Source organism: Paenibacillus lignilyticus (assembly GCF_017942085.1).
In the GTDB taxonomy this organism is placed as follows: domain Bacteria; phylum Bacillota; class Bacilli; order Paenibacillales; family Paenibacillaceae; genus Paenibacillus_Z; species Paenibacillus_Z lignilyticus.
In genome coordinates, this window is record NZ_JAGKSP010000012.1 from 25,504 (window position 1) to 48,531 (window position 23,028).

Genomic DNA, 23,028 nt, shown 5'->3' on the forward strand with positions numbered 1-23,028 from the left:
TTACCTGCGATAGTTAGCGGCTGCGAAGCTTCGAGAGCAGACGCAGAATTTCGATATAAAGCCAGACAAGCGTCACGATTAAGCCGAACGCGCCGTACCATTCCATGTACTTCGGCGCTCCGCGCTGCGCCCCTTGCTCGATGAAATCGAAGTCGAGCACGAGATTAAGTGCAGCTACGATGACGATTACGAGCGAAATCCCTATTCCGATCAAGCTGTTGTCATGCAAATACGGAACCGTCACGCCGAACATCCCAAGCACGATGCTGACCAGATACACCAGCGCGATGCCGGCTGTCGCCGCGAACACGCCAAGCTTGAAGTTCTCCGTAGCTTTGATAAGCCTTGTCTTGTAGGCTAGCAGCAAAGCGATGAACACACACATCGTAATTAACGCGGCTTGCAGCGTAATGCCGTTAAATCTTCCTTCGTAGCTGGCCGAAAGCGCCCCGAGGAACGCACCTTCCAGCGCGGCATAGACCGGTACGAGATATCGCGCCGTTGTCGGTTTGAAGCTGATCACGAGTGCCAGAATCAACCCGCCTATTGCTCCGCCAATCGCAAACCCCGTAACATTCTGACCATTGAAATACATCGACCATGTGGCGAACGCGGCCCCAAGCAGAATTGCCAGTGTGATAAAAGCTTTGTTCACGGTACCTTCGATCGTCATGCGATCAGCACCAAGATAATGGCCTGATTTCTCGAAGGACTTGTCATTCAAAGTGGGATTACCGCTTCGACCCAGCAAGATCAATCACCTCATCCATAGATTTACATCTATTATAGCATTCTCACTATTAATCGGCATTAATCCAGCTTACGTCTTTATCTTTCAAATAAGCATGCCATTCCTTCGGCGCTTCCACATCGCTGACGATAATATCGACGTCTTTGACATCGGCGATTTTGTAGAACTGCATGGCGCCGAACTTGGAGTGGTCCGACAAAATAATGCTTTGCTTCGCATGGCTCATCAGCTGCTTAGCCAATTGACCGCGCTCGGCATCGAAGCTTGAAATCCCCTTCTCGATCATAATCCCGTCTATCGAGATGAAGGCTTTATCCGCGTAGAAATGCTCTACCATCCGCTCCGTTAATGCCCCGCTCACTCTGGCGTGTTTCGAATTCACCTTGCCGCCTAGAAAATAAATGTCGCCGGAGAAGAACCCTTTATTCTGGTAATCGATAAGCAAATACATGATTGGGGCGGAGAGGGTGATCACCGTAATATTTTTACGATTGAGCAAATAGTGAACCATCTGAAGCGTCGTTGACCCGTCTTCGATAAAAATAATATCGTTATCTTCCACGAGCGAAGCAGCGGCGCGTCCGATCCGCTTCTTCTCTTCTGCCCGAATGACCTCGCGTTTGAGAGGCGTGGGCTCTTCGCGGGTTAAATTAATCTTCACCGCGCCGCCGTACACACGCTTCAGTTTATTCTGCTCTTCCAACTCCTCCATGTAGCGGCGAATCGTCTCCGAGGATACTTTTAACTGATCCACTAAAGCTAATGTCCGTACTTTTCCCTCCAGGTTCAGTACATTTAAGATATAGTCCTTGCGTTCCTCGCCGATCAACGACATGTGTACAGAACCTCCTTACAGCCAGAAGCGTCTCCGCGCTACGGCTTCAATTAACCGTTCCATATCCGCAGCGTGCACATCGCCGATATTACCGATTCGGAACGTATCTGCGGCTGTGATCTTCCCAGGGTAAAGCACGAAGCCTTCTTCCTTCATCTCATTGTAGAAACGCTCGAAGGTAAACGACGGCGATTCCGGGAAGAAGAAGGACGTAATGATAGGCGAATGGTAACGGGCAGGCAGCAGCGTTTGGAAACCAAGACGCTCCATTCCGCGAACGAGCATCCGCTGATTCGTTTCATACCGAAGCTGACGCGCTTTGACGCCGCCTTCATCCTGGAGCTCCAGCAACGCTTCATGGAAAGCATGCACCACATGCGTCGGGGAAGTGAACCGCCATTTGCCGTTGTACCGCTCCATCGAATCCCATTGATCAACCAAATCCAGCGATAACGAGCGGGCAATTCCTTTACATTGCTCAAGCTTCTCCTTGACTGCGATGACAAAACCAAATCCCGGAACCCCTTGAATGCACTTGTTGCAGCTGCTGATTAAGAAATCGATGCCGAGCTCCCGCACATCCAGCTCGATGCCGCCAAACGTGCTCATGGCATCGACGATCAGCACTTTTCCGTGACGCTTCACCGTGCCCGCAATGGCTTCGAGCGGATTTAACATGCCGGTGGTTGTTTCGCCGTGCACCATAGCCACATGAGTGATGGAGCTGTCTGCGGTCAGCACTTCATCGAGATGATGGGGATTCGCGGGCTCCGTTTCGCCGAAATCAAGCACGACCGTCTCTATCCCCAACAGGTTCGCCATTTGTACAATACGCTGCCCGTATGCGCCATTCACCAGCACCGCCAGCTTGCCGGCCTGCGGAATGACAGATCCAATGACCGACTCCACGCAATACGTGCCGCTTCCTTGCAGTAACACGCTCGTATAGGAATCAGGCCGTTTCGTTGCCAACTGCACCAGCTTTGCTCGAATGTCTTGGACCAGATCATTATAGTCTTTGTCCCACGTACACCAGTCCCGCAGCATGGCCGCCTTGACTCGTTTTGTCGTGCTGAGCGGACCTGGTGTTAGGAGTAAATACGGGTTCTCGGGAATGTTTGCGTAGGTCATGGTTTGTCCCCCTGCGCCAATCGAGCATTGATCTCCGCAATAACGGTGTCCAGCTCGCCAATAGAGTCGATGACATAGTGTGCGCCGGCTGCGCGATACTTGAGCTCGACAGCTTGCAGCTTCTCCTTTAATTCTTCCGGAGGACAAGCCGCCACTTCCGCTTCCGTCAGGCCGAGCTCACTGCTGCCTTTCAGAATGCCCACGGTCCAAACGCCTGCATTTACGCCTTCTTGAATATCGCTGATCGTATCCCCTGCTTTGGCCATGTGCTTCATCGGATAAAGGCCAAGACGAATGGCATTTTCATAGATCATCCACGGATATGGACGCCCAGCCGGCACATCATCCGGAGTAACGAGACAATCCGGCGCATACCCTCTCTTCTTCGCTTCTGCCGAAACGACTTTCATCATTTCGAAGGTATAGCCGGTCGTGGAACCGATCTTGATCCCTTGCTCACGCAGCCGCTCCATCAGCGCAATGACGCCTCGGATAGGTTCTGCATAGTTAGCCAGAATGGAGAACAGAAGGCGTTCGAAATCGGCATACATCTCATTCACATCGACATCATTCGGGGTTCTGCCGTATTTGTCCTCCCACAGCCCGGCAATACGCTCCATCTCGCATAATGTTCGCAAATGATCGATTTTCAGCATCCCCATTGGCTTGCGTGCTTCTTCCCATGTAATGTCGATGCCTTTATTGGCGAATACCTCTATAAACACCGCTACCGGTGCGAAACATCCGTAATCAACCGCAGTACCTGCCCAATCCAAAATAACTCCTTTAATGCTCATTGTCCTCATTGCCTCCTTTATTTGTGAACCTGCCATGCTTCGGACTGCCTTCTTATGCGTTTTACCGCCAGCTCATAGAGTGACCGGACGACTATATTCGTGAGGACTATCAAGGTGGACATGGCAGCTGCAGCCGCGACGTCGCCGGCATCATCCATATTAACGATGGAAACGGAAGCCAAGTTCGTATCGGCAGAGCGCAGAAAAATCACGGCAGATACGGTAACCATGGCATTAACGAAATAGTAGATCGCATTCTCCAGAATGACCGGCAACGACAACGGGACCGTTACGCGCAGGAAGGTGCGATAGAACGGAACACGCATCGATTCCGAGACAAGCTCGAACTCTTTATCCAGCTTCTTCAGTGAAGCTGTCGCCGTAATGAACGGCACGGAATAGAAGTGAACGATATTCGCGAGAACAATAATCGCCAGGGTGCCGTAAATTCCGCCAAGCGGGTTGCCCGGATTATTAAAGAAGAAGATATAAGCGAGACCTACGACCATCCCGGGCAACGCAACAGGCAGGATGGAGAGGAAATATCCGGCTTCGCGCAATAGCTTCAATTCTTTGGACTTCTCGATAAAATAAGCAAACACGAAAGTGACGATCGTACCGATTACAGCGGTGAAGAAAGCGGCTTTCAAGCTGTTCACATACGGTCCAAGTCCGCCGGCGGCGACTCTAGTAAAGTCGTAATGCTTCAAGCCGAAGCTCAGATCGTAAGGCCATACTTTGACGCAGGAAGCATACACCATCGTCACGAGCGGAATAAGAATGCCTAATGCCACGACCGTGCTGAATACGGTGAACAGGATATCGCGCGTTAGTTTCCTCTCCACGCGGTAAGGTGTGGATTTGGCTGACAGCATGGAACGCTGCTTACGGTCGACATATCGGTTCACAACGAACGCGATTACGGCCGGTACGGTAAGCAGGATGCCGACTGCCGCTCCCATGGACATATTTTGCTGGCCGATAACCTGCTTGTAGATGTCGGTCGCCAGCACATTAAACGAGCCGCCAACCGCCTGAGGTGCTCCGAAATCGGTAAACGATGCGGTAAAACATACAAACACGGCGCTGATTAAGCCATATTTGACCGAAGGCACTGTCACCGTGAAGAACCTTCTCAGCTTGCCGGCCCCCATCGACTCTGCGGCTTCATAGAGACGGAAGTCGGTCATCGAAAGGGCCGTCAGGAAAATCATGTAGGCTTGCGGGAAAATGTAGATGACTTCCGAGATGATGATGCCAACCGGGCCGTACAAATGGATGTTGATTCCCGGGATATGACCGAAAAACCCGGTCGTAATAAACCCTTGATTCCCAAACAAATACGTCAAAGCGATACCATGCATGATGGTGGGTTCAAATAACGGCAGCAAAGCCGCGTATTTAAAGAACCCTTTGCCCCACACGCCTGTTCTCGATATGCCAAAGGCATAGAAAAAAGCAAGCGTACCTGCGATTATCGTAGAAACAACAGAGATATAGATCGTATTCGTTAAGGATTGGGACAAGGCCGGTGTCGTGAAATAATGAATGAAATTAGCCAGTCCGTTAAATTGACCATCCCGATTCAGAAAAGCTTTGCTGAACAGGGTACATAGTGGGAATAATACGATCACCATTAAGATGAATACGACGCTCACGATCATGACGCGGCGTATCCATTGCTCACGGTCTCTCATCCGAGCACCAACTTTTCAGGCTGAAAGTGGATGCACTTGTTCGCGGGCAATTCAAGGGATACGTTCGCATTTCGAGTTAACTGCATGCGAGCGGCGGCTTGGGACGATATGTCCACAATCATCGTTTGAGCAGCAATGGTGCCCTTCGGAAATGCGACTTCCTGCTGCTCAACCTGAACAGTCAGACGATAGAAGGAACCGCGGAATTCAATCTGTCGCACAATGGCCGGAATCCCGTTAGCTACCGGCATCGCGTGAATATGAACATGCTCGGGGCGAATTGCCATTCCGCCTTGCACAGGTGCGTCTTGGCCGGGATTCATGAAATTGATCGCGCCGATAAAATCAGCTACAAACGGGGAGGCCGGCACATGATAAACCTCTTGCGGCGTTCCGACCTGCTTGATTTCGGCATTGTTCATGACTACGATGCGGTCTGCCATCGTTAACGCTTCTTCTTGATCATGGGTAACCATGACCGTTGTAATGCCAAGCTTCTCTTGCAGCTCGCAGATTTGCTCTCTCAGCTTCTCACGAACCTTGGCATCAAGCGCGGATAACGGTTCGTCCAGAAGCAGAAAGTCGGGAGACAATACAATCGCCCGAGCAAGCGCGATTCGCTGCTGTTGTCCGCCTGAGAGCTGCGCCGGGAAACGATCACCCATATGGGCCAGGTCTACGAGCTCCAGCACATGTCTGACTTTCTCGTCGATTTCTTTTCTGGAGAACTTCTTTCCATGCAAGCCGTAGGCCACGTTCTGATAGGCCGTCAAATTCGGAAACAGCGCGTACGATTGAAAAACCATTCCGAAATTGCGTTTTGCCGGAGGAAGCTTCGTGATCTCTTTGCCCCCTACCAGAACACTTCCTTCAGTGGGACTTTCGAGACCGGCGATAATGCGCAATAAGGTTGTTTTGCCGCATCCGCTTGGACCTAACAAACATATGAATTCACCTTTTTGAATGGTGAGATTGATATCCTTGAGTGCGGTAAATGAGCCGAAATGTTTATGAATATGTCGCAGTGACAGGTAAGCTTGTGACATAAGAGCCTCCCTTTAATTGACTTCTATCTGTAGCGTACGGTCGCTTGCCGGCTCATGGTTAAAGTAAAAGCTGCTCGGCAGCTTACCCGCGCAGCTTTTTCCTTTTTGACTACCGGTAGCGTGTCGATCAGCATTTATTCTGTTTTGGGCTCGCTCTTCGCGTTATAGCGTTTATCCCACTCCGCTAAGATGGCTTCTCTGTTTTTTGCCGCTTCATAGAAGTCATTCTTAATCAGCTGCTGCACCGGATCCTGCGAATAACCTTCGGGAATAACCGTTGTATCGGCTTTCGTCGCAAGGATTGCGTAGTTCTTGTTGTATTCCTTCATCGCATCGTCGGTAATGGCCCAATCCAGAAAATCCTTTGCCGTTTGCTTAATCGTTGCTTTCTTCATCAGTGCATTCGCTTCCACATCCCAGCCTGAACCTTCTTTCGGGAACACAACCTCAACCGGGGAACCGTTCTTCTGTTCTTCGATACCGCGGTAGCCGAAGGAGATGCCGATTGGATACTCTCCTGTTCCTGCCATCTTCGCGGGCTTGGAGCCGGAATGCACATACATCGCAATGTTGTCGTTCAGTTTATCCATGTACGACCATGCACCGTCTTGACCTTTCAGTTGAACGAGTCCGGATACAGTCAGGAATCCCGTTCCCGAAGAAGAGGGGTTTGGCATCGTGATAAGACCTTTGTATTCGGGTTTGATCAAATCCTCGTAGGATTGCGGAATAGGCAGGTTCTTCTTCTCAAGCTCGGGTTTGTTCACGACAAAAGCGGTTTCCCAAGCGTCGATGCCGACCCAATGAGCAGGTTCATTCTTGTCTTTGAAATCCGGTTGGATGCGCTCCACACCTGCCGGCGAGTAGCCTTCGAGCATTTCATTCTGGTCAAGCACGAGCAAGCTCGTTGCCGCAACGCCCCAAACGACGTCAGCTTGCGGATTGTCTTTCTCTGCCAGCAGCTTCGCTGTGATAACGCCCGTTGAATCACGGACGATGTTCAATTTAGTATCCGGGTACTTTTCTTTGAACGTCACCAGGTACGCGTTAATTTGATCATCTTCAAGCGCCGTGTAGATCGTCAAATCCTTGCTCTCTGTATCTGCTCCGCCGTTGGCCCCCGCATTCGCCCCAGCTGATGCTTGTTCTGTATTTGCTTCCGGTTTGGCTTGTCCGCAAGCTGCCATAATGGAGATTGTCATCAATGTTAGAACGATAAGTGCGATAAACCTATTCATGATTCGTTTTCACTCCCTATTTATTCAGCTCGGCTTGGCCAAGCTTCGATACTCTAAATATAGGGACCAATTGTAATTTCAATATTAAATGCAAGTTAAGAAATTGTTTTTGTTTATATATTCGTTGTTTTTGGTTGTGTTTCGAAGGTGGACAAAATTATCGAGGCATCGTACCGATGGGCACCTGTCATACATTCAACATTTCACCTTCCAACCAGTTGGCCTCCAACATTCACACATCCGGTTACTTAACCTGTTCCGTAGCCCACATTCCTCGCATTCAGCATTCCACGCTCCCACCCATTCCTCCATCCACACAGTCGGCCTAATATTCACACATCCGGTAACTCGAATCCCATTCCGCAGCCACATTCCACGCACTCAACATTTCACTTTCTACCCTCCGCTTTCCACGCCCCAACTTCAACATGTTCCGAAATTCTAACGAATCGTACAGGTCTTATATTGGGAAATCCGGTTCCAATTCACATAAAAACTCCAAAATAAGGCTTCTAAGATTCGTTAGAATTTTTCTGGTGCCATTTTGGCGCAAATAAGGCCTGTACGATTCGTTAGCGCATTCCACGATCTCCACTGGGCTACGGTGAAAAACGGTAAAGGCTGACCGCCGTCATGCGAACTGGCCGCGCACGGGGAGCCGCTCGAGGCCTGCCAATAACAAAAAGAACCTCCCGCGCTATGCTGAAGCGCAAGAGGTTCTTCATTGTTGGATCCAACTTTAAAGCATGGGAATGCCAAGCTGGAAGTGGATATATCCGTCTACCATTTTCACATCGATCGTGCCTTTGTAAAACTCGATACGTTCTTTCACTACAGCCAGGCCAAGCCCGCTGTGCTCCCCGCCGACTTTCGTGCTGAAGCCCGTCCCGAACATCTGATTGACGCGCGCGGGGTCGAAATCATCCTGCACCAGATTAGCAACGGAGACATACAGCATGCCCGTTTCCGACCAGCCTTTCACGATGACGTGACGCAGCTCCGGGGCCAGTCCGCTTACTTCATCGAAAGCATTGTCGATGAGATTACCGATGATTTTCACGATATCCACCGATTTCACGCCAAGCGATAACCCTTCGAGTCCCGTAAAATGATGGTCGAACAAGATCTTCGTTCTCATCGCCTGCGCCAGCTTCGCCTGAATCAGCGCGGCAACGGCAGGATGGCCGATGCGAATAATATCGTTCACTTCATTGATTTCTTCAATCAGCTCTTCCATGTATCGCAGCTGTTCTTCCTTCTTCCCTCTGGACAGAAGAGCATACATCGTTTGAACATGATTCAGAAAATCATGCCGCTGGCTGCGAATCTCCGTAAACATCACATCCATATTCTGAATATACAGCTCTTGCGTGGAGCGCACGGCATTTTCCTTGCTTTTGCCCATAAACCGGAATACGAGATACATGCATAAAATGCTGAAAATCGTAAACAGCACGACGAGCAGCGCAAGCCGTACCAGCTGCATATTCAACGTTCGCTCAACAGAGCTATAATCGGAAACGATCGCAATCACGTAAGGAATATCTCTTTGTACTTCGGCTACTCGCGTTTTGGCTCCGATATAGACGAAGGTTTTGAGAACGGTCTTCCCTTTCCACTTCCCCAGACTGCTCACCGGCTTGTTCGTTTGAACGGCCTCCGTAAAGCTGTCTATGTCATCCGCGTGTTTGATTTCGTAGCTGCCAAACAGAACAGGTCGATCATAGATGGACATAAACGATGCTCCATTGTTATCCGTATACATTTTCGGAGGCTTGCCAAACGTAATGCCGTTTAAGCCCGCGATTTCGATAATATCCGGATTCACCGCAATGGTCTTCTTCACAATGGTATCGCTGCCGACGATCTCCTGATATTTCAGAACCTGATCGGCATTCACAAATACCGCAATAATATAATCTGTCGATCCGTCATTATAGAAGCCGAATTTACTGACCTCGCTTGCACCGGAGGCCGGAACCTCAGCGATGCCGGACCAGAAGTTAGCTAAGCTTTGGCCTTCGGGGATCGTCACATTGTGGTTCGTTAGCAGCTGATCGTACGCCGTAAACCAATAGCCGAACGGCTTCGTGCTCGTAATCTTAAGCTCGTTGGGCTCCGAGGATTTGCGCACTGCGATGTCGTCACTGCCTGCAACGCGCTGCATGAGCGAGATACCGGCAACGCCTGCCTGCTTCGCAAGCGCACGAAGCTGATCGTTCGTGATCTGGTTCAGATCTGGACTAAGCTGTCCATGGATGAACATTGCGGCCGTGCGCAATTTCTCGCCGATTAGATCCTCTGTGTAGAAAGAGCCTTCTTTGGATTGCTCAATGGAGGTTCGGATTTGAAGGGCTGTTGAGGCCATACGCGCGGACAAGTCATCTTTTAATAAGGTCTTCGTATACCAATAATATGAAGCGTTGTTAATAGTAACCAATAATATGGCAATACCGAAAATAATATAGATGATTCTGGGATTAATCCGCATGAAACTCACACTTTCTTTCAGGGACAAATTGGAACTCTCTTAGTAGTATAGTTCCATCCCATGTAAGCTGTCTATGTACAGATTTCCTAGTTTAAAACAAAGAGCCCCACTACTCAGAGGGGCTCCCGACCTATACTTATTGCGAATCCTTCCATGAATAGATAGGTTTCCAGTTTAACAGCCGGCAGGCCGCCTCATTGCTGACCAGCGCTTCTCGGCCTTCAAAGCTTCTTCTGCGGTCTCGTACCTCCGGATAGAATTCGTTCAGCAGCCGCTCCGTATCCCAGTCGCTCAGCGTATCGCTGCTCGTAATATTGAGGGAAACCGCTCCGTAGCCATCCGTCTTCAAGGCAGCTATCGTAGCCGAAACGGCGTCTCTAATATCGACATAGCTCCATAAAATATGTTTGTAATTAAGCGGCTGATCGATGCGAGCCGTGAACGACTTGAGCTCATCCGGTGTGGCGATCAGCGAATAACGCATTGCAGCCACCTGCATGCCGGTACGGCGGTTGAACGTTTCGCCTGTCTGTTCATTGACGACCTTGGATAGACCATAGCATTCCTGCGGCAGCTGCGGATGCGCCTCATCGACAGGTACATAATGAGGATCAAATTTCTTCGGCGCCCAGCAGAAGCCATACGAGGATTCACTCGAGCCAAATACGACCTTCTGAATCCCCAGCACCGAAGCCGCTTCAAACACATTGTAAGTCGATAGGACGTTGTTCGAGAACGTAAACTCGTTCGAAAATTGGCCCGGTGACGGGATCGCCGCCAAATGCACGATAGCCTCAGCTCCGTTGATCCCGCCAATCACTTGCCCGAGGTTGGACAGATCTACGGTGATCTGCCTGCAGCGCAGTTTATCCGACTTCTTATTATCCAAAGCAATGACGGAATAGCCTTGGGCCAGCAGCTCATTCACGACCCATACGCCCAGCTTTCCGCTTGCTCCTGTTACGGCTATTGTTTTCAACGCATTCGCCCTCCTAGCTTGATTGCGCTCACCGTTTATGGACGGACAAGCGTTCCATCCGGTCTGCGGTCAAGTTTGTACGGAATATGATAGGCTGACCGGCTCCATCCATCATCCACAAGCAGTGCCGCTTTCTCCTCATCAATGTCGATCCCTAAGCCCGGCTTCTCCGATAAATAGAGATAGCCCCCTCTGCGTTCAACATGACCCGGGAATGCCTCGCATTCCGCTTCTCTGAAATGATTGATTTCTTGAATGCCGAAATTCCAGACGGCGCGGTCCAGATGAACGGCTGCCGCTTGGTTGACAGGGTCGTTCTCCCCGCCCTCCTGCCATGCCGTCCGAACGCCGAAGGTTTCGCCGAGTGCGGCTAGCTTGCGGCAGGCGCTGATGCCGCCGCCTTTGGACACGCGCACGCGGATGAAGTCGATGAGCCGCTCCGTAATGAGGTCGGTCCATTCATGCGGACTGGTGAACAGCTCGCCAACCGCTTGCGGGGTTGAAGATTGCTGCCGCAATTGGCGGAACCAGCCGATCTGCTCCGGCGGCAATATATCCTCTAAGAAGAACAATTGATAAGGATCCAGCCGTTTCGCCAGCTGTACGGCAGCAATCGGCTGCAGATGGGAATGAACGTCATGCGTAAACTGAATATCGTTGCCAAACGTAACGCGCAGCTTCTCGAACATTGCCGGAATCGCGTTCATATAGATCGCTTCATTGAACACATTGGCAGACCAGCTTGGAACAGGCACGTTCGCTTTGACTGCCGGCACGAAACCGCCGCCGCCGTAAGAGCCAAGCTGACAACGGATGACCGTGTAGCCTTCCTCGATATAGCGGTGAACCGCTTCGGTCAGCTCCTCTTGATCGCGTCCATCCGCATGACCATAGCATGGGACAGCCGATCTGCAGGCGCCTCCGAGCAGCTGATATACCGGCAAATTGGCCTCTTTGCCTTTAATGTCCCAGAGGGCCATATCGATGCCGCCGATGGCGGTTTGGGTGATGGAACCATGCCGCCAATACCCGCTCGTATGCATCATTTGCCAAATGTCCTCGATCTGGCCTGCCTCTCTGCCGATCAGCAGCGGAGCAAACAACTGCTCCACGACCTGAACGACGGCTTCCGGATTAAACATATCCGTCGCCGAGCCGATTCCATACAATCCGTCTTGATCTGTCGTTACTTTTACGATAGTCCAACTGCCGTCATGCCGCGTTCGGATACATTTCACACCTGTGATCTTTGCCACTGTTTGCTCCTCCGATTCTTGGACCTATGAATGGAATTTAACTGCTCATAGGTGCATTTCGTTATAGATTGTGACCGTTCCCAAGGATGTCGTACCGTTATAGCGCATCAGATTCATCACGTTGACCGAGCCGCTGTCCACTTTCACGGTGTATCCGCCGGAGCCGAGATTATCCGTTCCTAAGTTGAATGCGTTTACCGTTCCCGACTGGACAACTAACCCGTTCTTGGAGCCGTAGGCAAAAACGTTAACCAGCTTCTCATCGGAAGCTCCGTTCACGGTGATCAGCGTCTCATTCGGTCTCGTAAACGCATCGATGACCTGCGAGAAAACGTTGCTCTCCACGACCCAGCCGGGAATGTTGTAGCCGGTGCGGCATACGGCGTTGCCGTTGGTGAGGATGCCGGTGATATAACCCGACGTACTGAGCCCTACAGTAATACCATTCTTGAACAAGGTCCCTTGTACCTTCTCCACATAGTGGTTATCATTGCGATTTGTCATCAAATCAATGGCGTTATACGAGTTGGGCAAGCCCACATTAACAATGTATACGCTGCTGCCGTTGCCTCTAATCGTATAAGGAAAAGCTTTAATGCCTGCTGCGGGGTTATTCTCCGGATAAAACACGCGCAAACCGCGCAAGCCGGCTGTATTCCCGTTCAACGTAATAAACGCCGTGCTCGAATCCGGTGTCGCCGTATCCTTGCCTTCATAAGCGAACAGCACCGTGCCAGCGCTCGATCCGCCTTGATCTCTCGTTGGCGATGATGCCGAGCCGCGCAGCTCTACATTGGCCGGAACGGTCAAGTGCGTGCTGACTTTGAACCAGCCTGCCGGCACGTAGACGACACCGCCGCCGGCGGTTCCCGCAGCGTTCAATGCAGATTGGATCGCGGAAGTTGCATCCACCGTCGGCAATGCAGGACCGCGCGAGGAAGTGAATGGCGCATTGTAAGGCGCTTTGGTGACATCATACAGTACAGCGCGGCTGGCCTTCGGCGTAGCGGCAGAAGGGGACACCACCGGCGATGTTCCCGGACCTGAGATCGTTACTGTGCCGGATGTGCTGCCCGTAATATCGGAATCGGTCACTTTCACATAACCGGCCGTGTTGTTCTGAACGGAAGCGGTGCTGCCCTTCAGCACGCTGCGCAGGAACGATACGCCCCAGCGGGTATCGATATTGTCCACCTTGACCGCAATATTCGTGTTCTGGATATTCGCCCAAATAAAGGCGCCCGAGAACTGAATTCGCTGGCCGGTTACGATGTTGATGCCGATATTGAAGTCGGATGCCTCCATCGCATAGAACTGATCCCACTCCAAGTCGCCAAGCGTGAACGCGGTGGCATTCGTGCGCGTCCAGTTCTTGATCGTAGTCGCACTCGGCGCATTGTAGGAAGCTCCCGCATTGGCCCAATACGAGCTGTTGAAATTCACATGCTCCCAAGTGCCGACATCCGCGCCGTTATAAGCTTCTACACCGCGGTACAGAATGGTACCCTTCACGTTCTTCACCGTCGCTTGCTCATGAACCTGCGAGCCCCCGCTATGGTCAGAGGCCATCGTGCTGATACCGATTCCGCGGTACGAATTAAGCATCGTCACGTTCATGATGGACGCTGTCATATAATTCTCGCTGCCGATCCAGGCATTTCCCGGAATTTCGAAGGTGTAGTTGTAGTGAACCGGGCTTGTTGCATTCTGGTTGGGGTAATACACCGTCAAGCCCTGTACGGATGCGCTGCCCCCGATGCGGAATAGCACCGGCCCCGAGTCGCCGGATGCCAGATTCGCGGCGATTACAGTGCCGTAGCTCCCGCTCCCGCTGTCCGCATCGCGGTAATCGCCCCGAACGGAGCAGAATGCTTTGACCTGAATGGTACCGGATACTTTGTACGTACCTGCTGGCAGCCACACCGTTCCACCGCCGTCGTTGTAGCAAGCATCAATGGCATTTTGAATGGCTGCGGTCGCATCGTTTACCCCTGTGTTGTCCGCACCGAAGGCTGTAACATTGTAATCCGAAATAACAATGTCGCTTGTCGGATAGAGCGTGCTGACAATGACGCTGTTGCGGACGGAGCTCGTCGTCGTTGTATTGGAAATCGTAATATCGTCGATATACCCGCGGAAGTTGCCGGTACTTCCCGCACGGTCGTAAGCAACCCAGATCCGGTCGATCGTCTTCCCGGCATTCTGCACGCCGAAGTTCGAATTAATCGGCGACCAAGCATTGAGCGGAATCGTGCCGCCATGGCCGCCGGCCGGATGAACGGTGTTCCCGTTCTGATCGATCGATCCGCTGTCGCGCAGCGTCGATCCGTCCGTGAAATGGAAATCAACCGCCATATACCTGCCATTATCCTGCTGCGGATAGATGAAATATTGCAGCTTCGACGCCGATGTCACGGGAATGTTGACAGTGAACACCTTGAAGTACGCATACGTCGTCGAGCCGCCATTCGCGTTGCCTGAGTACATAAGCGCCGAAGTGCCCGTATGCGCCTGCTCGCCCGAACGAGGTGAAGCCTCGGGTGAAAGGCCTGACGATAAGCCGCTCACATTTGAAGAAAAATCAATGGTGTCCAAGAAGTTTGGTGCGGTTTGACCGGATTCCAAGCCTGTCGAGAACAGCACGGTATCCGCCGATGCCACAAGGGGGATGAACGGAAAACAGGATACAGCGAGTAAGAAAGCCATGATGAGTGGGGAAAACCTCTTCTTCATAATCTACACCCTTCCATATTTGTAATCGCTTACAAATAGAGTATAAGGAGTCTCGCCGCACCTTGTAAGGAGTCAATCCAATCGTTATCTGAGGCATATTTAGCTGATTGCCCGGCAAAAAATCCGCACCCGGTAAGAGGCGCGGATTTCTCGATTATTTCTTCGAAGCCAAGTAAGCATCGATTTGTTGTTGCGCTTCTGCGATGATTTTATCAAGGCCGTTTGCTTTTTGCTTCTCGATGTAATCCGCTACTGCTTTATCGACATCTTTGGCATTCCCGAATTCGATCGGTTTGTGGAATTCCTCGATCGCTTGGTCGCGTTTGGCCACTTCGTTCTTGATGTTGTCTTCGGAGATGAACAGTCCGTCTACCGGGGAGTTTACGTTGACCGGCAGCGCTGCGAATTCCGCTTCATGTACCCAGAAGTCTTTGCCATAAGCCGGGTTTGGACGCATGAACTGCGGTTTCCACAGTGCCCATTGTCCGCCCCACTCCATGTAGTTGGACGTCGTCGTTTGCATGCCTTCCGGATAATTCGCTGTTTCGCCGTCAAGAACATAGGTTTTGCCTTCGATTCCGTATTGGACGAGGTCATAGAGCGTTTTGTCCGTTTCGAGCATATCCAGGAATTGCAGCACGCGGTCCGCATGCTCGGAGTTGCGGTTAATGGCTACAACGTTGGCCAACGCTGTACGGTTGACATATTTCTTGTCTGGGTAGAGCAGCGAGCTGGACAGCTTATAAGAAGGATCCGCGAAGCCCGGATTTGCGTTCACCCATTCATGCGAGGAGTCGGTGTAGAACATTTTGCCGTTTCTCCATTGTGCTGCGCCGTCTTCTTTGTCGATCATGGCATCTCTGTTGATAATACCGTCGTCGTACCACTTCTTAGCCATAAGCGCTGCTTCTTTGTAGAACGGTTGTTGTTCAACCGGTTGGATCTTCACTGCCGGATCGTTCAGGTAGAAGCCCATGCCGTGGAAGCCAAGGTCAACCCACTCATCGCGCTCCATGTAGATGCCAAGCGGCGTGGAACGGGACAGCTTATCTTTCGGGAATGCTTCTTTCAGCTTGTGCAGGAACGCATCGAGATCTTCGATCGTTTTGATGGAATCCACAGCCGGCGTGATGCCTGCTTTATCGGTCAGATCCACCCGCCACACCGCATATTTACGTTGGTTCATACTCATTGTCCAAGGAAGGCCGACGATTTGACCGTTGACCGTTGCGGCCGTGAGTGTGCCTTGTTCTTGATATTTGGCAAACAGGGTTGGCGCATATTTCGGGAGCAGATCGTTGAGCGCCATGTAGGAGCCTTTGGCAGCCATTTGCTTATAGGAGAGCCAGTCGCCGTCAAAGTTCATATCCCATTTATCGCCGGATGCCGCCATAACGAGCATTTTGTCCTTAAAGTCGCCAAACGGGATAAAGTTGATATCGAATTTCACATTAAGCCCTTTTGTTTTCACATAATCGCTGATTGCGGACCAAACCTCATCGGTAGCTGCTTTCTTGTCACCGCCAAAATAAAACTTCAGCGTTACTTCCTCTTGCTCCTTAGTTGTATCATCAGTCGTAGCCGCTGCATTGTTCGTATCGGACGTAGATGCATTCGTGGTGTTGTCAGCCGCTGCATTGGTGGTACCGGATGAATCTCCGTTGTTTTTGCTGTTCTCATTGTTGCCGGAACTACATGCTGATACTACTAGGCTAAGCATAAGCACAATCGTGAGCAGCAGTGGAAGCTTCGCATGCATCTTCTTCATCGTGTACCTCTCCCCTTGAGCTTGTTTTTTATACTATCCAGCGCCCCGGTAGCGCTGTTATAGCTGCTGTTACCCTTTAACCGCACCGACCATCAAGCCTTGGACAAAATACCGCTGCAAGAACGGATACAAGAAGATGATCGGCCCGATCGTCACTACCGTAAGCGCCATCTTGATGGACTCGGACGGCAGCTGCGCGGAAATGCGCTGCATATCGGCGGCATTGCTGGAGCTTCGGAGGAACTCCACGTTCGAGACGAGCGTTCGGAGAAGCAGCTGCAGCGGCTGCAGCTCTTGCTTGTCGACGAACATAAGGCCGAGAAACCAATCGTTCCAGTACCCCAGCGCGACGAACAAGCCGACCGTGGCGAGAACCGGTTTGGATAAAGGCATGATCAGCTGGTAGTAGATGCGGTACTCGCTTGCTCCGTCCATTTTGGCGGATTCATAGATGTCCTCCGGGATGGAGAACAGGAAGTTGCGGATCAGAAACATATTGAACGCGTTCGCCAGCGGAGGCAAAATCATCGCGAAGATCGTGTCCTTCAGGTGCAAATAGTTGACGCAGACGATGTACCAAGGCACTAATCCGCCGCTGAACAGCATCGTGATAATCACGTAGATCGAGAGAATGTTACGGTATTTAAAAGAGCGACGCGCCATCACGTACCCGCCTAAGCTGGTCAAGAAAACCGAGAGCACTGTACCTGCCACCGTGACGAGCAAGCTGATTCCGTAAGCATCCACGATTCGATTGGAGCCGAGCAGCAGGATCTCATACGACATGAACGTGATATGCCTCGGGAATAGCGAGTAGCCGTTGTTAATAATATCGTTCTCCGTTGCGAGCGAGCCGGTAATGACCATGAGAAACGGCAGCAGACAAGCAAGGCTGAACAAGGAAATGATGACGATAATGATCGTTTGCGAGATGGATATACGTTTTACCGGCATGGTGCCCCTCCTTATGATCGTCACGAAGTGAAGTTAGAAAATCGCTGAGTCCTTGTCGACCTTCCTTGCCGCATAGTTGCTGCCAAGCACGAGAACGAAGGCAACGACCGATTGGATAAAGCCGGCTGCGGAGGCCATCCCGATATCGCCGGACTTCCGTAAGCTTCGATAGACCAGCGTATCAATAACATCTGTTGTCGGATAGAGGAGAGAAGCATCGCCGACCATGGCGTAGAACATACCGAAATCCGCATTCATGATTCGCCCAACGGCGAGCAAGGTGAGGATGATAATCGTTGGCCTCAGCATCGGGATGCTGATGAACCGAATTTGCTGCCAGCGGGATGCACCGTCGATGGAAGCGGCTTCATAATAGGAGTTGTCGATGCTCGTGAGGGCGGCTAAATAAATTATGGTGCCGTATCCGGTTACTTTCCAGCGAATGGCGATGGTCAGAATAAGCGGCCACAGCCCTGCTTCGCTGTAGAAATCGATGGGCTGGAAGCCCAGCCATTCTACAATGCGATTGATCGCGCCATTCTCATAGTTGAGCAGGTTGTATGTAAAGACGCCGACAACGATCCAGGAAATAAAGAAGGGGAGAAACGTGATCGACTGCGTAATCCGCTTAAAATATTTGTTGCGCACTTCGTTCAGCATCAACGCAAGTCCCACCTCGAAAACGAGCCCCACTGCGATGAACAAGCCATTGAGCAGGATCGTGTTTCGAACTGCGCGCGAAGCGGCATCCGAAGAGAGCAGGTAGTCGAAGTTGTTGAGAATGGGCTGCGCCCACGGACTGCCGAAGATCCCTCTGGCAAAGTCGTAATTCTTGAACGCGATGATGAGACCCGCAAGCGGCAAGTAGTTGAAGACAAGGAGCAGGATGCCGACCGGGAGGAACATCACGTAGAGCGAGTGGTTCCGCATGAGATCGGAGACGAAGCTAGATCTCTTGCGATAGACAGCTGCAGATATCGGTTTATTCACAACTTCGCTGCTTGGTTTCATGGGCGTCCTTACCTTTCTTGTTCGTGTTTGGTAGCTGCTTATCGTTGCTATAATCATCATAATGGATGGCCCTCCGTGCTACTATGAGCCAAAATTAAACTTTGTGGTGTAAACTTGGCCTCTGTCAGAAACTATCTAAGTATGTGTTGCTCTGGAAGCTACTCTTGCTCTCAATTCGCTAACTAGCCGCTCATGTGTTCCTCTGGGAGCCACACTTGCTCGGAATTCGCCTACTAATCGTTCATGTGTTGCTCTGGGAGCCACACATTCTAGGAATTCGCCTACTAATCGCTCATTTGTTGCTCTGGGAGCTACACTTGCTCGGAATTCACTAACTAACCGTTCATGTGTTGCTCTGGGAGCTATACATTCACTCAATTCACCAACTAACTGCTCATGTAGATCTCCAGACGATCTTCTTTTGCGAATTTCGCCGATCTTCCTCTCATGTAGATCTCCAGACGATCTTCTTTTGCGAATTTCGCCGATCTTCCTCTCATGTAGATCTGTAAGCGATCTTCTTTGGCGGTTTTCGCCGATCTTCCTCTCATGTAGATCTCTAGGCGATCTACTCGCCTAAACAAAAGGGCACCTATTCCAACCTCGGAATAGTGCCCTCTCTTCGCTTCCCCTCAAGCCCGCTACCCCTGCTCCTCATCCGGCTCCATGATCGGGTGGCGCAGGACGATGCGCGTGCCGCTTCCTGCTCTGGCCTCGATCTGCAGCGTATAGGCCTCGCCAAAGTACAGCTTCAGCCGGTCGTTCACGTTGCGCAGGCCGACGCCGCGGCGCTTGGCGACAGGGACGGCCTTCTCCTCCGGATGGGTCAGCTCCTGCAGCACCGCTTCCGGAATGCCTTGTCCGTTATCGCTCAGCTCAATGACAATATCCGTCCCCTCGCGGCGACCGGTCAGCATGATCTTCCCTTTCTCGGGGTTGCTTCGAATGCCGTGATGAATCGCATTTTCCACTAACGGCTGCAGCAGCAAGCGGAGAAACGGCGCATGCAGCACCTCTTCGTCGATCGAAATCAAGAAGCGAACCTGGTTGCCGAGGCGCGCCTGCTCGATGCGGACGTACGCTTTCACTTGCTCGATTTCCCTCGACACCGTCGTAATTTCCTTGCCTTGATTGAGACTCAGCCGCAGCAAATTACCCAGCGAGGAAACCATTTCGCTTATATCCGGCATGTTATGGTACTCTGCCTTCCACCGGATCGACTCCAGCGTATTGTACAGAAAATGCGGATTGATCTGGTGGCTCAGCACCTGAAACTCCAGCTCTTTCTTCGTTCGTTCCGCTTGCGTCGTCTGATCGAGCAGCTGCTGGATTTTGCCGGTCATGTTGTTGAAGCCCCGATACAGCCAGCCGATCTCGTCTCTCCGGTCCGAAGGCGGCAGCATGAACTGGAACTCGCCGGACTCCAGCTTGCGCATGGAACGAACCAATCTGTGCAGCGGATGGGTGAAGTACAGCGTCATATAGATGACGACCCCGATACAGCAGATCAAATAAATGATCAGGAAGAAAACAAGCAGCTTATCCATTTCCTGAATCGGATGCGTCAGCTGCTCCAGAGGCGTCGTGCTTACCAGCATCCATTGCTCCGAATCCAGCTTCACATACGTGACGAGCTGCTTCTCTCCGTCAATCGTCAGCGTCTCCGCTTTCTGCGTCGAGGCTGCTATCGAATCGATGAGCGGCTTCGACGGAATTAGCTTGCCGGCCAGCTCATTATCTGCCGTATCATAGAGCACATACCCGCTGCGCGTCATCAGAAACATCCGCTGCCCCTTCATCCGCTGCGATGGCGAGAGATACCGCTTCAGCTGATCCTCCGTCAAATCCGTAATGACGATCCCCCGCGCAATTTGGTCATGCAGCCCTGTAAACCGCTTGATTTTGGACAGCATCGGCCGAAAATACGTACTTTCGGCGGGCATGAACAAATGCCACGTCGGCGTAATCGTCATCTGTGCCGCTTTAAACCAGCTGCTCGTCTGAAAACCCTTCTGTTCATCCAGCGTGTTGATATACATGGGATGTTTATCCGGATCTATCGGAAATACCCGTATGCGAAAAGCATCCACTTGCGACTTCGACTGATCGAGCAGCAGCATCATGCCGGAAATAAAAGCACTCTCGTCCTTCGTCGGTATCATCGAGTTCTCCATCAGCTGCTGAAACTTCGTATTGCCGATGATGCCGTTAATCTGCTCGTTCAGCTGATTGAGGTAACGGTCCAAATTCCGTTTGGATTGAAGCATGTAGTCCATCGAGAAAGAAGCATTGGCATTCGATATCCCTTCAACCGACTTGATATGCGCATAATAAGCGAAGAGCAGAAACGGCACGATGATGATCATGAAGAACATGCCGATCACTTTATTGCGTAAAGAGGCCGCTTGCTGAAGCGTATAGCTACTCATCGATGATTCCTCTCAGCTTCCGATATTCTTTAGGCGTATGACCGACGTTCTTCTTGAACAGCTTCGTAAAATGAACCGGGTCGCGATATCCAACCTCTTGCGAGACCTGATAGATTTTGTTGGCGACGTCGCCTAGCATCTCTTTCGCTTTCTCGATCCGCACCTCGGTCAAATATTCCAGGAACGTCTGCTGCTTCTCCTTCTTGAACAGCTTGCTGAGCCATACCGGCGTTACATGAACCTCCAGCGAAACGGTATGCAGCGTCAAATTATCCCCATAATTCCGCTGGATGACCTTCTCCGCCTCGGATATGATCTGGCTCTGAGGCACCCAATTTTTCCTGAAATCCGCAGCGATGGAGACCAGATAGCTCTCCACCTGAATGCGCAGCGAATCGAGCGTATCGTACTGCTCCAGCCGATCCCAGATCGCGATGGGATTGCGTTCCCAGCCCCGTTCTTTCCACCCGCCGGCGGCAGCTTTCTTGAACAGCTCCAGCAGCCACTCGAATATTTTCTGCTGAATATCTTTAATGTTGGTCGCGCCCCATGTCCGAACAAATTCGGGAAATGACTGCATGACCGTCCGGATTTCCCGATCGGAGCCATAACGAATGAGATCGAACATTTCATTGACGTTGCCGATCGACAGCTCCGAGAACTCCGCATCGACGCCGAGATCCTGACGAAGCAGCAGCCGATTGCCGCCGTATACGGCCTTCTGCTCCAGAATATCAGCCGCTTCCTGCCGCATTTCATGCAGCTGCTTAATGCCGCCGACCGTGGAGGCGAGCCCGATGCTGACCTTCACTTTGACATATCCGTTAATCCGTTCGATGCACGTAACGGCAATATCCTTGATGGAACAAAGCTGTTCCTGATGATTGCAGCTGAGAACGATCACGAAACGGGATTTCGCATCGCTGTACATGCAGGCCGGATGCGCATATTCCTCCTGCAGAGTCTGCTTCACGACATTGCTGATGCCGAACAAGACAAGCTCCTTCTCCTTGCGGTACAGCTTCCCTTGGTCAATGGCCTTCAGATCATCCACTTCAATGAGCATGAGCGCGAGCTTATGCTGCGTCAGCCACTCCAGCTGCAGATTGCCTAGCCTATGCATCATGCGCGATTCCCAGTAAGGGTTATACTCGTTCTCCGCCGCTTCGCGAACGACTTCCTCCTGCATTTTGGGCAATGCAAAATGAACCTGATTCTCCAGCAGCAGCTTATTTTGTTTATCGAGCCGTTCCTCGCGAATTTGACTAAGCGCTTTGCGAATAACCTGCGACAGCTCCTCGATATTAATCGGCTTGAGCACATAATCGATGGCGCCAAGCTGCATCGCATGCTTCACCAGATCGAAATCATCATAGCCGCTGATGACGATCGACTTGCCCGAGAAATTGCAGCGCTGGTGCAGGGACTGAATAAATTCGAGACCCGACATGCGGCTCATTTTGATATCCGTCACAATCAAGTCCGGGTTTAACTGCTCGGTCAGCTCAAGCGCGGTTTCACCGTCGTCAGCCGTATATATTTCATCCAAATCGATGCCACAATCCACCCAAGGAAAACGAAGCCGCAGCCCTTCCCTGATTTCCTTCTCATCATCTACAATCAGCACCCGATACATGTTCTCTCATCACCCTTTACCGAGTATGTATGCGACTTCAACATGAACGTACCGTTATCTTATCGCTCTTAATTCCAGGCAGGCAATGGGGGATTATTATCTTTATCAGGTCAATCGAAACCTACTTTGGAAGCGCTTTATTACAATTCGACAACAATTGCGCTTTCCCTTCCCCATGGTTTGCCAAAGCAACTTTGAGGCCATTATGAATAATGGCTTGGATGCCTCATTTACCTTCGTATGGAAAGGCGGTAGAATAGGGGTGTTTGGTGTTTG

Annotated in this window: 17 protein-coding genes; all 17 read right to left on the bottom strand. The window is 51.3% G+C overall.

Annotated features, from left to right (window positions below):
• Positions 1-13: 13 nt before the first annotated feature.
• A complete protein-coding gene (locus I8J30_RS23340; RefSeq protein WP_091212936.1) occupies positions 14-751 on the bottom strand; it encodes a Bax inhibitor-1/YccA family protein in 738 nt (245 codons plus the stop codon).
• Between the two features lie 49 nt (positions 752-800).
• The gene (locus I8J30_RS23345) at positions 801-1,586 is read right to left on the bottom strand and encodes a DeoR/GlpR family DNA-binding transcription regulator (protein WP_210662253.1); all 786 of its coding nucleotides are present in this window, start codon (positions 1,584-1,586) and stop codon (positions 801-803) included.
• 15 nt (positions 1,587-1,601) lie between these two features.
• The gene (phnW, locus tag I8J30_RS23350; RefSeq protein ID WP_210662483.1) at positions 1,602-2,702 is read right to left on the bottom strand and encodes a 2-aminoethylphosphonate--pyruvate transaminase; all 1,101 of its coding nucleotides are present in this window, start codon (positions 2,700-2,702) and stop codon (positions 1,602-1,604) included.
• Between the two features lie 11 nt (positions 2,703-2,713).
• Positions 2,714-3,523, bottom strand: coding sequence for a phosphonoacetaldehyde hydrolase (gene phnX / locus I8J30_RS23355; RefSeq protein ID WP_276316175.1), 810 nt, complete (start codon positions 3,521-3,523; stop codon positions 2,714-2,716).
• A gap of 8 nt (positions 3,524-3,531) precedes the next feature.
• Complete coding sequence (locus tag I8J30_RS23360) at positions 3,532-5,211, bottom strand: putative 2-aminoethylphosphonate ABC transporter permease subunit (protein ID WP_210662256.1); 1,680 nt, start codon at positions 5,209-5,211, stop codon at positions 3,532-3,534.
• Positions 5,208-6,257 carry a putative 2-aminoethylphosphonate ABC transporter ATP-binding protein gene (locus I8J30_RS23365; RefSeq protein WP_210662258.1) on the bottom strand — a complete coding sequence of 350 codons (1,050 nt, stop codon included), beginning with the start codon at positions 6,255-6,257 and terminating at the stop codon, positions 5,208-5,210. The genes I8J30_RS23360 and I8J30_RS23365 overlap by 4 nt, the downstream gene beginning before the upstream one ends.
• A 134-nt stretch (positions 6,258-6,391) precedes the next feature.
• The gene (locus I8J30_RS23370; RefSeq protein ID WP_210662260.1) at positions 6,392-7,495 is read right to left on the bottom strand and encodes a putative 2-aminoethylphosphonate ABC transporter substrate-binding protein; all 1,104 of its coding nucleotides are present in this window, start codon (positions 7,493-7,495) and stop codon (positions 6,392-6,394) included.
• Between the two features lie 739 nt (positions 7,496-8,234).
• Positions 8,235-9,986, bottom strand: a complete 1,752-nt coding sequence (locus I8J30_RS23375; protein WP_210662262.1) for a sensor histidine kinase — start codon at positions 9,984-9,986, stop codon at positions 8,235-8,237.
• A 136-nt stretch (positions 9,987-10,122) separates the two neighbouring features.
• Positions 10,123-10,965, bottom strand: coding sequence for an NAD-dependent epimerase/dehydratase family protein (locus I8J30_RS23380; RefSeq protein ID WP_210662263.1), 843 nt, complete (start codon positions 10,963-10,965; stop codon positions 10,123-10,125).
• Positions 10,966-11,000: 35 nt separating this feature from the next.
• The gene (locus tag I8J30_RS34065; protein WP_210662265.1) at positions 11,001-12,221 is read right to left on the bottom strand and encodes an enolase C-terminal domain-like protein; all 1,221 of its coding nucleotides are present in this window, start codon (positions 12,219-12,221) and stop codon (positions 11,001-11,003) included.
• A 45-nt stretch (positions 12,222-12,266) separates the two neighbouring features.
• The gene (locus I8J30_RS23390; RefSeq protein WP_210662267.1) at positions 12,267-14,954 is read right to left on the bottom strand and encodes a glycosyl hydrolase family 28-related protein; all 2,688 of its coding nucleotides are present in this window, start codon (positions 14,952-14,954) and stop codon (positions 12,267-12,269) included.
• 154 nt (positions 14,955-15,108) lie between these two features.
• Entirely contained in the window at positions 15,109-16,722 is a 1,614-nt protein-coding gene (locus I8J30_RS23395) for a DUF3502 domain-containing protein (RefSeq protein ID WP_210662269.1), read from the bottom strand.
• A gap of 69 nt (positions 16,723-16,791) precedes the next feature.
• Entirely contained in the window at positions 16,792-17,676 is an 885-nt protein-coding gene (locus I8J30_RS23400; protein WP_091212899.1) for a carbohydrate ABC transporter permease, read from the bottom strand.
• A 33-nt stretch (positions 17,677-17,709) separates the two neighbouring features.
• The gene (locus I8J30_RS23405; protein WP_338044927.1) at positions 17,710-18,747 is read right to left on the bottom strand and encodes an ABC transporter permease; all 1,038 of its coding nucleotides are present in this window, start codon (positions 18,745-18,747) and stop codon (positions 17,710-17,712) included.
• Positions 18,748-19,073: 326 nt separating this feature from the next.
• Positions 19,074-19,238, bottom strand: a complete 165-nt coding sequence (locus I8J30_RS23410) for a hypothetical protein (protein WP_210662271.1) — start codon at positions 19,236-19,238, stop codon at positions 19,074-19,076.
• Between the two features lie 90 nt (positions 19,239-19,328).
• A complete protein-coding gene (locus I8J30_RS23415; protein ID WP_210662273.1) occupies positions 19,329-21,116 on the bottom strand; it encodes a cache domain-containing sensor histidine kinase in 1,788 nt (595 codons plus the stop codon).
• Complete coding sequence (locus I8J30_RS23420) at positions 21,109-22,752, bottom strand: response regulator (RefSeq protein WP_210662275.1); 1,644 nt, start codon at positions 22,750-22,752, stop codon at positions 21,109-21,111. The genes I8J30_RS23415 and I8J30_RS23420 overlap by 8 nt, the downstream gene beginning before the upstream one ends.
• Positions 22,753-23,028 lie beyond the last annotated feature (276 nt).